This window comes from Flavobacterium sp. GL_143, from assembly GCF_057834355.1.
This window is the reverse complement of sequence record NZ_CM174401.1, coordinates 4,054,983-4,069,734: the sequence shown is the minus strand read 5'-3', so window position 1 is coordinate 4,069,734 and position 14,752 is coordinate 4,054,983. Positions and strand designations below refer to the sequence as shown.

Below are 14,752 nucleotides of genomic sequence, written 5' to 3'. Positions count from 1 at the left end.
AAAAATTAAATTATGCTATAGGAGGTCTAAATACCGAAAATAAGGCAGGGTTAGAATACAGGTTGGATGTATAAGGAATAATAGCAGACTCTTTTAGTCCGGTATTAAAAGGTATATAAATGGTGTGTTTATCTGTAGGTATAAATACAAGCTGTAATGAATAACCACTTATATTTTTAAAAGGAAGTTGCATATCGCGATCACCATCATTATCATTTAGATCATCGCCCCAATAATGCATGGCCAAAAAATCAATAAAACTTACATTTCCTATTTGCTGATGTTCCTTAAAGTGCTCAAGTAATACAGGCAATTTATAAAATTGCTGAAAGAAGCCAATGTTAGTCGCTATTAAGAAGATGAATATGTAAGGAATAACTTTTCGCACTTCACAAATTTACTTTTTATGGCAAAACAATCCCAATTTTAAATTGGGTCTAAGCCATTTTTATTGATTTAAAGAGAGAAGCAAAATGCAATTTATTTTATTTCATTAATACGAGCAAAACATTAAACTATTTTCAATTAATAAGCACTTTTCGTTTATTATAAATAAATATAAGATAAAACCTAGCAACCTGTTAATAAGACAACTCTTAAAGCTAATTATTGCTGTATCAATAAAGTAGCTATTTAAAAAAAACAGGTAAAAACACGTATTGCTACACTATCTCCTTTATATACTTTAGCTAGACAAACGTATTGATTATCAGTTAATTATAATCATTCTACGTAAGTAAAAATCAAAAAAATAATGTAATAGAAACCTAAATTATTAATTAACACCTAAATCCCCCAAACCAATCTTATGGAACCTATCCCCTATTCTAAACTTTTTTTAGAAGCTTCGGCATTACTTACCGGTTTTAGTAAAACAGAACTTAAGTCTACTGGAATGCAGGAAAGTTATTATAATACCATTCTTAAAAATATAAATAAAGAAGACGTTGATTACTTCTTTATCGATTTTAACAAACTACTCATCGATTCTAAACAGAACCCAAAAGTTATCGAACATGCACTGGCTACACAGTTTATGCCTACATCTTCTTATGGCAATCTAGCTCAAAGTATAATTGTTCTTTGGTATACAGGAAATTGGAACGGGAATGTAGTATCATCAGCTTCATACATACAAGGCTTAATGTGGGATGCGATACATGCACACCCGCCTGGAGCCAAACAACCTGGGTATGGTTCATGGTCAGATCTTCCTCTTTCAGTTAAACAATCAACTGCTAAAAAAGTTTCAAATGGAAAATAATACTTATGATGTGGTAATTGTTGGATCTGGAATAGCTGGATCAATAGTGGCAAAATTGCTCACCAATGCAGGAAAAAAAGTATTGATGCTCGAAGCTGGATTAACAGCAGGTATAGCTATGGATCAGGAAGCTAATTACAAAAATTATCAAGACTATCTTACTACTTTTTATACTGCTTCCGCAAAAGTACCAAACTCACCTTATCCCGATGTAAAAGATGCACAATCTATAAATGTACTCGACTTACAGGTGATGCAAAAAAACAAGCCGTCTACTAATGGGTATTTAGTACAAATGGGACCATTACCTTTTGCAAGCGATTGTACCCGTGCTCCTGGTGGTACGACCTTACACTGGTTAGGTACAACACTCCGAATGTTACCGAATGATTTTAAAATGAAATCAAAATATGGTGTTGCTGTAGATTGGCCTATTAAATATGAAGATATGAACCGTTACTACGAAATGGCCGAAAATGAAATTGGTGTTTCTGGAGATGTAAAGGATCAAAACTATCCTATTGAGCAAAAAAGTATCTATAATAAGGATTACGTACTTCCTATGAAAGGTATCCCGATAAGTTATCTCGATAAAGTAATGACTGATGTAATAGACAAAAACAGTAAAATTATACTTAATGATAAAGCATACAAACTGTATTGCATTAGTACGCCACAAGGTCGGAATTCTATTCCTAATACAGATTATGATATTGATGGAGTAGCTTGGAATCCGGGTACAAAGAAACTGGATATAATCCGAACTAAATCAAAAGTAGATTATAATCCTGTGGGGTCAAACTGGGATCCTTATACTGGGCAGCGTTGCGAAGGTAATGCAAGCTGCGTTCCTATTTGTCCTGTACAAGCTAAGTATAACGCATTAAAAACGCTTAGAAAGTGTGATATGGGAAATCTCTCCATAAAAACACAGGCTGTAGCATCCCGATTATTAATAAACGAAACTTCTAACTGGATAAACGGTGTAGAATATAAAAAATATGTAAACGGTAACTCAAGTAAATACGAAACATTTACTGCTAAAGGAACAATATATGTAATGGCTGCTAGTGCTATAGAAAACGCCAAATTACTACTTGCTTCTGGTGCTGCCAATAGTAGTGATCAGGTAGGTCGTAACTTAATGGATCACATGACGGTATTAAGATGGGGACTTGCCAAAGAACCTATTTATCCGTATCGTGGTCCAGGTTCTACTACCAATATTCCAACATTTCGTGATGGAGAATTTCGTAAAGACCATGCTGCATGGATATTACCATTGGATAACTGGGGTTGGGCATGGCCTACATTTTCTCCGGGATCAGATGTAAGTGAGGCTGTTAGCGAAGGTGTATTTGGTAAAAAACTACGTGATAGAATCGAAGATCGTGTTACACGACAATTCTTTACTCACTTTGAATGCGAGCAAGCTCCCGACCCAAACAATCGTGTAACTATTGATCCTGCATACAAGGATAATATCGATAATTACAGGCCTGTTATTCATTATAACGCAACGGAGTATATGCTAAAAGCTTTTGAGGCATCAGGAATTGTTTCTGAGCAATTGTTTGATCAATGTGGTATTAAAGATTTTACAGAGTACAAACCCGGAGAAGACCCTGATTATGTAACCTATAAAGGCAAAGGATACAGTTTTGCAGGTGCAGGACATATTGTAGGAACACACCGCATGGGATTTACTAAGCAAGACTCTGTAGTAGATACAGATATGCGTACCTGGGATCATGAAAACCTTTTTCTTGTGGGCTGTGGCAATATGCCTACTCTAGGCACCTCCAACCCTACTCTAACAATGTCTGCCCTGACTTTTAAAGCCGCAGAAGCTATTCTTAAACAACTTGAACAATAATTAAATCATGGAAAATAATTTCTTTCAAAAAAATAATCCGAAGCGTCAGAAACTAATCAAGCCTCTCACCCATTTAGACACGCCACAAGAAATCGCAAACTCGATTGCTCTGCAAGGCGACGCTTTGCAAATTAAAGATCTTCCTGTTCAGCTAAAAATGTCTCAGGATGATGTCATGAACTATATCAAGGATATAAAACATCTTCAGCGATGCCTTAGGACTGCATTACAACTAGAACTTTCGACAATACCACCTTATCTATGTGGACTTTATACCATAAAAGAGGGTAGCAATGTCGAGGCTGCTGCGCTAATAAGAAGCGTAGTTGTAGAGGAAATGTTGCACATGATATTAGTATCTAATATTCTTAATGCAATCACTGATCCTAAAAGTATAAAAAAAGGTGAAAAACTTTTTAATGTAAAAGATATCATCCCTTCCTACCCTACTTTTTTGCCCGGAGATATTCGACCAGTTGTTCCCGAAGGAGCGCCAGCGTTTAAAGTACACTTGCTTAAATTTTCTAAAGAAGCATTAGAAGAATTTTCTACAATCGAAAGACCATCGGATCCTAATGCGCCAATTACAAAGAATTTTGATAGTATAGGACAATTTTATGAAGCCATACGATATGGTTTAGAACACCTGAACCGAGAATCGGAAGGCAAAATATTTAAAGGTGATCCTAAACGCCAGATAACTCCTGAGCATTATTATGGTAGTGGTGGTAAGATTACAAAAGTTACAAACTATGAAGAGGCTGAAGAAGCCATTGATGAAATCGTTGGTCAAGGCGAAGGTATAGACGGAACTATTGCTACAGATCATGTAATGTTTGGAGAAGATATTGAATATGCACATTACTTTAAGTTTCAGGAAATAAGTTATGGGCGTATGTATAGTGCCAATGATACTAATTTTCAGATGCCAGTAAGAAGCGTACCTACAGGCCGCCCGTTTACCGTAAGTTGGTCATCGGTTTATAATATGAAAGCAAATCCTAAAATGAAAGATTATAAGGACAATCCCGAACTATTACAAAAAGCCATAGATTTTAATAAAGTATATGTAACGCTGCTCAATAATATAAACGATGCTGTAAGCGGTCATCCCGACTTACTAATTAAAGGTATTGCTGTAATGTATGACCTTAAATATAAAGCGCTGGAATTATTAAATATTCCATTAGCAAATGGAGAATGTGCAGGACCAACATTTGAATACGTAGAAGTATAATCTCTTTAAACTAATATTTTAATTCATCTATAAACTAAATACAAACCAATTATGTATTATCCCCTAATCGCAAAATGGACCATTTTACCTGGAAATGAAGTTAAAGCAACTGCAGCTTTAAAAAAACTTGCTCAGGATGTAAATGAAAAAGAACCCGAAACATTATTGTATATGGTACATATTCCTAATTTTAATGAAAAAAGTTTACCCACGCCTCCTGCTGGCGAAGTTGTATTCTGGGAAATCTACGAAAATCAAGATGCTTTTTTTAAACATGTAGAAGGACCAATATTTAAAGAATTTGTAAAGACATACGGCGGCTTATTCTTAAATGATTTTAATGAACGAGTATTTATGATTACAGAAGTCTTGACCCAGATTGAGGGATTTAGCCGAAAAGCTTTTTAAACTCATAATCTACCAATGAGATTAATCCCTTTTGAGTATGCTGTAGAGGTGCCGTAAAGTCTGGAATTGTTGCAGGAATAGAAATGAACGTGAAAAAATCATTTAGCAAAAAACATTCAAATGTGCTGTACAGCCTATTGGCTGACATAATTAGATGATTCCTGACCTTTTTTTGTAAAAAAAATCACCCTATTAATTGAAAAAAACCTTCGTTTTTAGTGTAATTTTAAGCTATTATTATGTTTTAAAGTCCCTAAAACATTAGGATTGTGTGCTTTGAAAAAAAATAATGATTTTAACAGCAAATTATTTAGTACTTACGAACAAAATTTTACTTTTGCGCCTTAATTAAATAAAAGCATTATCATGAACGACTTATTCGCCAAAATCACGACAGAATTCGAAACATTCAAAAATGAATATGAGTCTTTAATGGACAAAGGTGTGAAAGCAGCTGGACCAAGAGCTCGTAAATCAACTTTAGAATTAGAGAAATTATTAAAAGAATTTAGAAAAGTTTCTGTAGAAGAATCTAAAAAATAAATTTATTCTCAAGTTAAAAAGCCCTCCTGAATTTGATTCTGGAGGGCTTTCTTTTTTTACTACAACACTGTAATTATATTCTATTAATATTTAACTATTTTGTGATGGAAAGTGAGGCAGAACTTCCTCTGCCAGTTCATCAATAATTTCTGGTATTGGTCGTTTACTGAACTGAATACCTAATGCTGCATGATTTACACCAGCTTCTTGCCATTCTGATAATAAATCGATAAGTCCTAATCTTCCTGTTTTTAGTACAAATCCTCCTCTTAGTGGTGTTCTGGGGAAATATGGATCTTCATCCAACTCAATCCATTCGTTAGTCATATGTGGTTTGAATTGCTGGTTCGGAATAAGGTCTCTCCAAGCATTTATTTTTTCGCCCAAGCGAATCGTATCATTTTTATGAGCTGTAGCTCCTGGATATGTAATCCAGCCATCGCTATTATTTGCTATCCATTCTAATGATTGCTGACTTGATCCAGTAACAAGAGCCGGAATGGATTTTGCCACAGGTTTAGGAAGCAGATCTACCCCATTTAGATAAGTTAATTCAGAATTTATTTTAGGGAATGATTCTTGGCTTATTTGACGGAATTCTTGTGATATTTGCCTAAAACGTTCCCCACGTTTTTCAAAAGGCAGTCCGAATGCAGGAAATTCGGCAGCACGATCACCAGAACCAACTCCGAGGATTAACCTGTTATTTGATAATTGATCCAAAGATGCAGTAATTTTAGCTAAAGCGATTGGATGCCAAAAAGGCAATACGATACTTCCTGTACCTAAAGCTACATTTTTGGTTTGTCCCGCAAGGTATGAGAGATAAGTAAATGCATCATATACCTGACCAGCATCGCCAAAACTAGGATCAAACAATGGAATATCTCGTACCCAGATAGCGCCAAAATTCTTTTCGTCAATTTGTTTGATATAGCTAGTGTGATTATTAAAGATTGTAAGATCTCCTGTATAAAGATCTAGTGGCAAAAAAAGACCTATTGTTAATTTGTTTGGAGCATAAATACGGTTGAATGCTTTGTGATTTTCGAAAGTTCTTATTGAATTTTCCATATTAATGTAATTTTAATGTTTGTGAGCTTTTGCAAAGTTATTTTCAATATTCTTATATTATTAGATATCTAGAATTATAGATATTCTATAGTTTAAAAAAAAGAACTTATAAGTTCTTTCCTCTGTTATTTTATATCAACATCTTAAATATTCTTTTAGTTATTATAAAAATTATAAGGCTTGTTTAATGTAATCTCCTAATTCCTGGATTTTTTCTTCATTACGTTTGTAGTAAGTCCATTGCCCTTCTCTCACTGATTTTAGTAAGCCAGCACTAACCATTGACGATAGATACGATGATGTTGTAGATTGAGAAATACCTGCTTTTTTTTGTATAACACTCATACATACCCCATAATCCTTTACCTCTGGTTCTATATCCTCAATTTCAAAATGGGCATGCGGATCCTTTAACCATGATAAAATGAGTATACGATGCTCATTAGACAACATTTTAAACAATTCAATCATATCTAGATATCTATAATTATCGATACAAAGGAACAAATAAATACTTTCACTATCAAAAAAATTAACCCAAAATCTATATCATATTTTATTCCTGTAACAATTTAGAGTCCCTTTTATCTGTTTTGCTAACTTTTTATTAGTCATTAAATCAAAGCGAGATTTGCAATATTATAAACCAAAAGCCCTCAAAAATTAAATTCTGGAGGACTTTCTTTTTTACTACAAGTAACTATGTTTATTCTATTTTAAATCAGCATGCTATCGATTCAGAATTCACATTTTTTTCTGATAATTTTGATTGATCTTCTGTAATTGCATGAAGTGCTTTTTCTTTTAAAAATTCAATTCCCTGATCACGCGAAATTCTATTTTCGTACATTTTACTCATTCCGATAATTTTTCCGTTAAAGGCCTTTAAGTTGAAATAAACCTTATTATCTGAAATTGTTTTTTTGTAAAACTTTGTGCTGTCTTGTGAATTTGTTTTTACAGATTCAATTCCTTTCTCGCACATAAATTTTCTTGTGTATCCGCTGCTTCTTAAAAGTATCTCTCCTTCTTTATTTATAAATTCAAACTGAAACTCATCATTTGTATTTTTTGTAATTACAAATTTCTCCATTTTTAAAACTATTATCTATTATATATTCTATTCTTTTTAATCATTGAATGTCACTGTAAACGTACTTCCCACCCCAACTTCACTTGCGACGTTTACAGCTCCATTCATTGATTCAATCTGGTTTTTTGTTATATACAAACCTATTCCGTGTGCATCTTCATGTTTATGGAATGTTTTATACATGTCAAACAACAAATCCCCGTGTTTTTTTAAATCTATTCCCAAACCATTATCAGTTATAGTAAATGTTTTTTTGCCATTTTCTATAAAGAAATTAAACTCAATTATTAAAGCTCTTTCCGGATCAGCATACTTAATAGCATTGGTGCAAAAATTCAATAAGACGCTTTCCAGATAAGCCGGATTAAAATTAATTGTAGCTTCTTCTGGGATGTTATTTATAATTGTACCAAAATTTTTGTATTTGTATGCACTTACAATATCTAGCACTTTTTTTAAATATGAATTTAAGTTTAATGGCTTTACAATAATATTTTGGTTATTCTGAATATTTACAATTTGAGATAAATCGGCAATTGTATTATTCAAATCATTCGATACGGTTCTTAAATAACTAAATGCTTCACTGTTTTCCATGCCTTTATTTTCGGCATCGATCATATCCAAAAGCAATTTTAAATTCCCTGCATGCGAGTTTAAATTGTGTGCCACTATATGAGAAAAGTTCAATAACTGGCTATTCTTTTCACTGTATAGCTTCATTGTTTTTACCAACTCCAATTCTTTTTCTTTCTGAGTAGTAATATCAGTATGAGTACCTATTACTCTTAATGGCTTTCCTTTATAATCACGCTCTATAACTTCTCCTCTATCTAAAATCCATTTGTATTTTCCGCTAGAGGTTAATACTCTATGAAAATTTTCATAAAACGGAGTCTTATTATCAAAATGCTCATTTATAGTAGCGTAATATTCTTCCAGATCATCTGGATGTACAATTTCATCCCAACGTTCTGGATTATCAAAAATATCAGTAGAATTTATTTCCAGGATTTTAAAAGATTGTGACGAATAATAAACAGTATTCGTTTTTAAATCCCAATCCCAAACACCCGTGTTTGAAGCTTCCAGAGCAAATTGAAATCTTTCTTCCAGTACTTTGAATTTCAATTCCTGAGCTCTCAACTCTTTTATATTCGAAACCTTACTATAAAACATACGGTTTCCGTCCTCACGAAATTTTGAAGGGAAGCTATTCATAGCTCTATAACCATCCTTATTGTAAATATCAAACATCATATCTCTTCGCTACTAAATTCATCGACAATAAAACAAAAAAGAAATTATCTCTTAATGTCCTTCACAAAGATACTAGCAATGAAATCAATAGTTTATAGTACATCGTACCACTTTATATAGAACTTGTACTACATGATTATGGGCATTAAACACAAAGGCTCGCAAAACTATTGATGAAGCTTTGCGAGCCTTTCTCTAATTGCGGTTAATTCAGCATACTAAAAAACAGATTATAGATGCAGATTACGCAGACGCACTGCGGTGCGTCTCTACACCAATTGAAACACATACAAAATACAATCCATCCATTTACACACGATACTTTGCGCTCTTTGCGGTTAACTCTAAGCTAGATCATAGTTTTTTTTACCGCAAAACACACAAATTTTTTATAAGTAAGATTCTATAAAATCGCGGAGTTCGCTAAGCTTTGTATTCTTTATTTTTTAAGACAAAAAAAGCGGAGCTTAAATGGCTCCGCTTTTTAAAATATTTGTACTTAATAAGAGAATAGTACTTATGCTTCTATTTATTTCTCATCATAATAGAGATGAAAAAGCTTTATTAGTTCGGCTAGATTATCTACCTCCAGTTTTTCGAAAATCCTATTTTTATAAGTACTCACAGTAGTTTTCTTTATTTTTAAAATTTCCAGAATTTCCAGATTACCGTAGCCTTTAACAAATAAACGCGCTACTTCCATTTCTCTATTCGATAATACTTCTAATGGATTTGTTGGTTTCTTAGTAATATAAGAATCCAGAATTCTGTCTTTAATATTCTGGGTCATGTATTTCCCTGAAGAAATCATTGTATTTATCGCCAATTTCATTTCGTCTTCAGAACTTTCTTTGGTTAAATATCCCGATGCCCCAGCATTTAAATATCGCATGGCATAAATATTCTCCTCTAGAGCCGAGAATATTAATATTTTGACCTCTGGCTGAATTGCCTTAATTTCTGCCAATATATTCAAGCTATTACCATCTGGGAAGTTTACATCCAAAATCAATAAATCTATTTTAACCTCTTTTAATATTTTAAAAGTATCGTTAAAAGTAGCTGCCTTATAAACCATAGCGTTCAAGAATAGTTCTTTAACAATTAAAGTCACCCCTTGACGTACTACGACATGGTCGTCGGCAATTAAAAAACTATAACTATTTGATGAATTCATTGTTTATAAATTAAATTATTATAAACCCGTTTATACTTCTAAAATACGAAAACTGTATTTATTCTGTTTTATTTTAAACTGGGCTTAATATCAAATTAAATACAACTTTTGTGCCTTTTCCTTCTTCGCTTTCAATTTTGATTTCTCCATCAAACAATTCGACTATTTCTTTGCATAAATTAAGACCTAAACCTACTCCTAAATCATTGATTTTGTTAGATACAGCTCCTTGGTAATATAATTCGAAAATATTTTTTAAATCATGCTCTGGAATCCCTGCTCCATTATCCTGAATTTCTATTTTTAAATTATACTCATAATCCGAACTATTATCAAGATCAATCCCTATAGATATGAGTCCGTTTTCAGTAAACTTATTTGCATTACCTACGATGTTGTAAAAAAGCTGATGAATTTTTGTAGCATCAGAGTACACTTCGTAATCGGAATTTAAATTAGAATTTAACTTAATCTTATTTCCTTTGCTTTCTACCAGTGAAGACAAAGAATCGATAATTTGATTTATTTCTGATTTTAAATGAAAGTTTTTATTCTTTAGCTTAAGCTCATGATTTTCTTCTTTTGAATATTCTAAAATCTGATTCGATAATAAAATCAAAGAATTAGTCGTAAACTGAATCGATTTGAACGTGTTCTTTATTTCAACATCTTTTATAGAAGAACTGATCTTCTTACTATACATAGAAATTATACTTAAAGGTGATCTTATCTCATGGCTAATCATTCCCATGATTCTATTCTTAAAGTTTAAACTCTGGCGTATTTGATTCTGTGCGATTGTTAATCTTTTTTCATACTCAAAAGCCATTCTGGTAAAACTAAAAAGTATGATTGAAACGATAAGCATCACAATTATTAATATCAATAATGTATAATTCCTAACCGTTATATTTGATTTGTACTGATCCTGCAATTTTTTCTGAGAATCGGCCTGTAGCGTATTAATAGGATTTGTATAGTTAGGTAATATTGTAGCGCTTAAATTTAATAATTTGCTATTAAGCTCAGTCAATTTTAAATCTTGATCTCTTAAACTTGAAAATGATTTCTTTAAATTATTAAACTGGTTTTCATAGTATTTATTGGTCGTTACAAATACATTTTTTATTTGATCCTCGATACTACCAGAAATAAGTTTATCATTGTATTTCATAGTTACAACAATCTTTAATTGCTCTTTCTGAATATCCATTTTGCCAGCGAGCGCATCTCCTAATCTCGAGAAAAGACCTTTTTTGGATACGCTATCAATTTTCATATAAGAATCCGTTTTAATACTATCCAGGATTTTCTTGTATTCAAACTTTTTAAAGTCTAATAAACTAGCTGCTTCTTTGTTATTTGGATTCGTTTGAAGCGCAATAATGGAGTCAATGGTAGATCGCAAAGCCAGAACATCCGATTCGGACTTGCTTTTCTCCATTAACAATTGTTTAAATTCCTGATTATTTGCAGTAACAGCGCTTAGTTTATCAACCAATTCACCAGTCTTATTTATTGATTCAGCGTATTCTTTTAAAGAGGCTTCGTCTTTATTACTTATATAATTATTATAGTGTTTTTGGGAATTAATAAACGAATCATTAACCTCGTTCGTAAGTTGTTTTACACTACCTAAATAGTTTATCGAATCAAAAATCTTAGATACTTTGGCTTCATTAGTCGATTCGTTATACCATATTATAACTGCCATGATTTGTAAAAGGATTACAAATGCCAGCAAAGTATAATGAATTACTTTTCTATGTTCGAATTTTAGTTTTGTAAAACCAAATGTATTTTTTGTCAAGTTCTCTTTAGTCAAAATTTATACTGTATTAAGGTTAAAAAATGAACTAATAAAAATATTAACTCATAATAACTGCTTTGATATAGGTTATGAAGTAGTATATGTACTACATTTTTTAAATAGTTATTGTTTTTAAAATATTAAAATCTGTGTTACCAATTAAAGATAAAATAGGTTTAATTGGTGTCAATGTTTTTTTTGAAAAAAAATTAATACTAAACTAAAACAAGAACACGCATTTAAAAGAGATTTGGGGAAGTCTTTTAACTAAATATAAAAACCAATATGTTCATACAATTTACATATTTTAATTATTTTTTAGAAATATATTTTCTTTTTTTATGAAAGAATATTTTGCAAAAATAACTTGCTAGAATTTATCAATATGTAGAACATCGGATAGTCATACTCTAGAACTTGTTCTACAAGTTAGCGCTTTTTATTATACAAATATAAGTTTTAATATAAATGTGAATCGCAAAAATCGAGTTTGTTGTCTTTATATAATCAAACTTAAAGATTCTTAAATCACTTACAGAGTTGTAAAAACGACTATTAGTTTAGATTATTTGTGCAATTCTGTTGATTGAATTTTATTACATAATCACCAATAAAAGTCGATTTAGATGAAAAATCCAAAATAAAACTTAATATATGTGTCTGATTTTGGTATATATGCAAGATTAAGGTATTTTTGCAAAAACGAAAATGAAAAGGTGATGATTATAAGAAAAGCAACAATAAAGGATTCCGAAAGTATTGCAACCTATTTACTATTAGCAATGGAGGATATCGTTTATAAATTTATTGGTGAAGAAAACTACAATAAAGCAAAAGACTTTTTGCTACACTTTATAGCAAAGGAAAATAATCAATACTCTTATCAAAATTGTTTTGTTGCTGTAGATGACAACGAGATTGTTGCTGCTGTAAATATATATGATGGTGCAAAATTAAACCTATTAAGAGAACCTATCGTACAATACGTTAGAACTCATTACAACAAAAATTTTAATCCTGAAGACGAAACTCAAAAAGGAGAATATTATATTGACACGTTAGGAGTTGATCCTAAGTGCCAGGGAAAAGGTATTGGGTCTAAAATTTTACAGTTTTTGATTGATGAATATGTAAATAAAAATCAACAAACTTTAGGATTACTTGTAGACGAAGCAAATCCTCATGCTAAAAAATTATACTTAAAACTAGGTTTTAAACCTGTTGGAAACAAAACCCTGATTGGAAAGAAAATGGAGCACCTCCAGATAAAAGGCTAAACAATAGATAGATTTAGCTGATATATTGATAAATACGTTTTATAAACCCCTAATAAGACGAAGAAGAAAAGAATTATCTTTGCGAAAAATTAATAATACCACATTATAATAAGGACTTTTATATTCCTTGTTTTTAAAGAATACCATTGAATTTTAAATTAAAAAATAGCCTTTCTGGGCGTAACTTCTTTATTTTAGGAATTGTTTTCGTAGTCGTTACATTGCTTTCTATTTATATACTAAGTAGTTTAATAACACAAATATCCGAAAAATCAAATTCTACCAACGCGCTACGTAGCTTTATAAAAAAGCAAGAAGTTCTAGCGCTGGAGTTTTCACGTTTTCTTGAAATCGAGAAAGAAATAAAGCAGATTATTAAAATTAGCACTCCTAATAATTTATCAAATAATTTAAACGTTTTAAGTACTATACATGCCAATCAGAATCTTGTAAAAAACAATTGGTTCCAGATAAACAATGGAAAAATAGAATTTAGAACCTCTAATAAGAACGCTGATTTAAGAGCGGATATCAGTGATTTCATTGCTAAAAACGGTGATAAAGATAAATTTAATTGTATCCTTAAAGATGGACAAAACATTTTTTGGCGTATTTATTTTAAAGCTAATGCAGCAAATGGCGAAGTAGTACGCTATGGTTATGATATTGATTTAAAAGCATTGCGATTCTATTTTTCAACCGTAGATCAATTGGCAGAAAATTATGCTTTTGTATTTGATAAAGAAGGAACTATACTTTATCACCCCGAAATTAAATTTATAAAGCAGAATGTTTTTAAAATAACCGATGTAGTACCATCAGATACAATCTTTATTCCTAAGATAGATTTCACAAAAAAAATAGGCCTTTCCGAATATTTAAAATTAGACATTGTTAGATACACAAAACGTTTAAATGTAGCAGGTACAAATTGGTACGTTTGTGTCAATTTCCCAGAAAACATTGCAAATGAAGATGTAGATGCTATAAAAAAATATGCGTCATTAATTTACTTTATAACTACAGCAATCTTACTTATATTCTTTTATTTATTTGCGCTTTTTACCCGCAAAAGCTTTCAGGAAAAAGAAGACCTAGCCAAAGAAAAAAATAAATTAAGTTTAGAAAATGAAAAGATAAAGAAAGAAAAAGCATTGATTCAGTTGCACCAATTAAAGGAGCAAATTAATCCTCATTTTTTATTTAATTCCCTGAATTCCCTTTATATGCTTATTGAAAGTAATACTGGCGTAGCGCGCAAGTTTACTTTAAATCTTTCTAAAATTTATCGGTATTTAATAAATCCACCTGAGCAAAATATTGTTACACTAAAAGAAGAACTTCTATTTATAGAAAAGTATATCTTTTTGCAACAAACCAGATATAAAGACGAATTTAACTTTACAATAACAATCGAAGACAATAGTGTTTTATCAAAAAAAGTACCCTACTTAGCTTTTCAGATTGCGATAGAAAACGCTATCAAACACAACATTGCTTCAGATGAAAATCCGTTAAATATAACAATTACCATCCAGGAAAATAAGGTGGTCATTACCAATAATCTAAACGAAAAACAAAACTTCGGGAAGGAGTCTAAGTTTGGTCATAAGTACTTACAAAGTATTTACAACTACTATTCTAAAACCGATTTTGAGACGTTTAAAAGAGACGGTTTTTTTGTCTGTATTTTACCCTTAATTGAATAAAAAAAGCATTCACTCCCGAAAAAA

14 protein-coding genes are annotated in these 14,752 nt (G+C 31.5%); 7 read left to right on the top strand and 7 right to left on the bottom strand.

From position 1 onward, the window contains the following. Window positions 1–10 precede the first annotated feature (10 nt). Window positions 11–388: a hypothetical protein gene (locus AC3IPI_RS17330; protein WP_489154441.1), complete on the bottom strand. Its 378-nt coding sequence runs from the start codon at window positions 386–388 to the stop codon at window positions 11–13. A 420-nt stretch (window positions 389–808) separates the two neighbouring features. On the opposite strand from AC3IPI_RS17330, the gene AC3IPI_RS17325 reads away from it, so the two are divergent. The 5 genes from AC3IPI_RS17325 (at window position 809) to AC3IPI_RS17305 (ending at window position 5,328) form a co-directional block, all read left to right on the top strand. Further along, window positions 809–1,264, top strand: a complete 456-nt coding sequence (locus AC3IPI_RS17325) for a hypothetical protein (protein ID WP_039114692.1) — start codon at window positions 809–811, stop codon at window positions 1,262–1,264. Continuing rightward, complete coding sequence (locus AC3IPI_RS17320) at window positions 1,254–3,140, top strand: GMC family oxidoreductase (protein ID WP_489154439.1); 1,887 nt, start codon at window positions 1,254–1,256, stop codon at window positions 3,138–3,140. The genes AC3IPI_RS17325 and AC3IPI_RS17320 overlap by 11 nt, the downstream gene beginning before the upstream one ends. A gap of 7 nt (window positions 3,141–3,147) precedes the next feature. Beyond that, on the top strand, window positions 3,148–4,377 hold the full coding sequence (locus AC3IPI_RS17315) for a ferritin-like domain-containing protein (protein ID WP_489154437.1): 1,230 nt from the start codon (window positions 3,148–3,150) through the stop codon (window positions 4,375–4,377). A 51-nt stretch (window positions 4,378–4,428) separates the two neighbouring features. Continuing rightward, window positions 4,429–4,785: a putative quinol monooxygenase gene (locus tag AC3IPI_RS17310; RefSeq protein WP_039114696.1), complete on the top strand. Its 357-nt coding sequence runs from the start codon at window positions 4,429–4,431 to the stop codon at window positions 4,783–4,785. Between the two features lie 366 nt (window positions 4,786–5,151). Next, a complete protein-coding gene (locus tag AC3IPI_RS17305) occupies window positions 5,152–5,328 on the top strand; it encodes a histone H1 (protein WP_035625350.1) in 177 nt (58 codons plus the stop codon). Window positions 5,329–5,418: 90 nt separating this feature from the next. Here the strand turns inward: AC3IPI_RS17305 and AC3IPI_RS17300 are convergent, their stop codons facing one another. From AC3IPI_RS17300 to AC3IPI_RS17275, 6 genes are all read right to left on the bottom strand, one after another. Beyond that, window positions 5,419–6,402, bottom strand: a complete 984-nt coding sequence (locus tag AC3IPI_RS17300) for an LLM class oxidoreductase (protein ID WP_489154434.1) — start codon at window positions 6,400–6,402, stop codon at window positions 5,419–5,421. Between the two features lie 171 nt (window positions 6,403–6,573). After that, a complete protein-coding gene (locus AC3IPI_RS17295) occupies window positions 6,574–6,873 on the bottom strand; it encodes an ArsR/SmtB family transcription factor (protein WP_489154432.1) in 300 nt (99 codons plus the stop codon). A gap of 250 nt (window positions 6,874–7,123) precedes the next feature. Further along, window positions 7,124–7,495, bottom strand: a complete 372-nt coding sequence (locus AC3IPI_RS17290; protein ID WP_323490353.1) for a YegP family protein — start codon at window positions 7,493–7,495, stop codon at window positions 7,124–7,126. Between the two features lie 36 nt (window positions 7,496–7,531). Then, complete coding sequence (locus tag AC3IPI_RS17285; protein ID WP_052259504.1) at window positions 7,532–8,755, bottom strand: sensor histidine kinase; 1,224 nt, start codon at window positions 8,753–8,755, stop codon at window positions 7,532–7,534. Window positions 8,756–9,284: 529 nt separating this feature from the next. After that, entirely contained in the window at window positions 9,285–9,932 is a 648-nt protein-coding gene (locus AC3IPI_RS17280) for a response regulator (protein WP_039114701.1), read from the bottom strand. A gap of 73 nt (window positions 9,933–10,005) precedes the next feature. Then, window positions 10,006–11,742 (bottom strand): sensor histidine kinase, encoded by a 1,737-nt coding sequence (locus AC3IPI_RS17275; RefSeq protein WP_489154429.1) that lies wholly within the window; start codon window positions 11,740–11,742, stop codon window positions 10,006–10,008. Between the two features lie 719 nt (window positions 11,743–12,461). Here AC3IPI_RS17275 and AC3IPI_RS17270 point away from each other — a divergent pair. Both AC3IPI_RS17270 and AC3IPI_RS17265 read left to right on the top strand, forming a co-directional pair. Continuing rightward, on the top strand, window positions 12,462–13,019 hold the full coding sequence (locus tag AC3IPI_RS17270; protein ID WP_039114705.1) for a GNAT family N-acetyltransferase: 558 nt from the start codon (window positions 12,462–12,464) through the stop codon (window positions 13,017–13,019). Between the two features lie 146 nt (window positions 13,020–13,165). Further along, window positions 13,166–14,728, top strand: a complete 1,563-nt coding sequence (locus tag AC3IPI_RS17265) for a sensor histidine kinase (protein WP_489154427.1) — start codon at window positions 13,166–13,168, stop codon at window positions 14,726–14,728. Window positions 14,729–14,752 lie beyond the last annotated feature (24 nt).

What these genes read in the sequence shown, in the direction of transcription:
- AC3IPI_RS17280 (WP_039114701.1), bottom strand. Translation starts at nt 9,932, where the DNA reads ATGAATTCATCAAATAGTTATAGTTTTTTAATTGCCGACGACCATGTC.
- AC3IPI_RS17315 (WP_489154437.1), top strand. Translation starts at nt 3,148, where the DNA reads ATGGAAAATAATTTCTTTCAAAAAAATAATCCGAAGCGTCAGAAACTA.
- AC3IPI_RS17325 (WP_039114692.1), top strand. Translation starts at nt 809, where the DNA reads ATGGAACCTATCCCCTATTCTAAACTTTTTTTAGAAGCTTCGGCATTA.
- AC3IPI_RS17320 (WP_489154439.1), top strand. Translation starts at nt 1,254, where the DNA reads ATGGAAAATAATACTTATGATGTGGTAATTGTTGGATCTGGAATAGCT.
- AC3IPI_RS17270 (WP_039114705.1), top strand. Translation starts at nt 12,462, where the DNA reads ATGATTATAAGAAAAGCAACAATAAAGGATTCCGAAAGTATTGCAACC.
- AC3IPI_RS17285 (WP_052259504.1), bottom strand. Translation starts at nt 8,755, where the DNA reads ATGATGTTTGATATTTACAATAAGGATGGTTATAGAGCTATGAATAGC.
- AC3IPI_RS17295 (WP_489154432.1), bottom strand. Translation starts at nt 6,873, where the DNA reads ATGATTGAATTGTTTAAAATGTTGTCTAATGAGCATCGTATACTCATT.
- AC3IPI_RS17310 (WP_039114696.1), top strand. Translation starts at nt 4,429, where the DNA reads ATGTATTATCCCCTAATCGCAAAATGGACCATTTTACCTGGAAATGAA.
- AC3IPI_RS17305 (WP_035625350.1), top strand. Translation starts at nt 5,152, where the DNA reads ATGAACGACTTATTCGCCAAAATCACGACAGAATTCGAAACATTCAAA.
- AC3IPI_RS17290 (WP_323490353.1), bottom strand. Translation starts at nt 7,495, where the DNA reads ATGGAGAAATTTGTAATTACAAAAAATACAAATGATGAGTTTCAGTTT.
- AC3IPI_RS17300 (WP_489154434.1), bottom strand. Translation starts at nt 6,402, where the DNA reads ATGGAAAATTCAATAAGAACTTTCGAAAATCACAAAGCATTCAACCGT.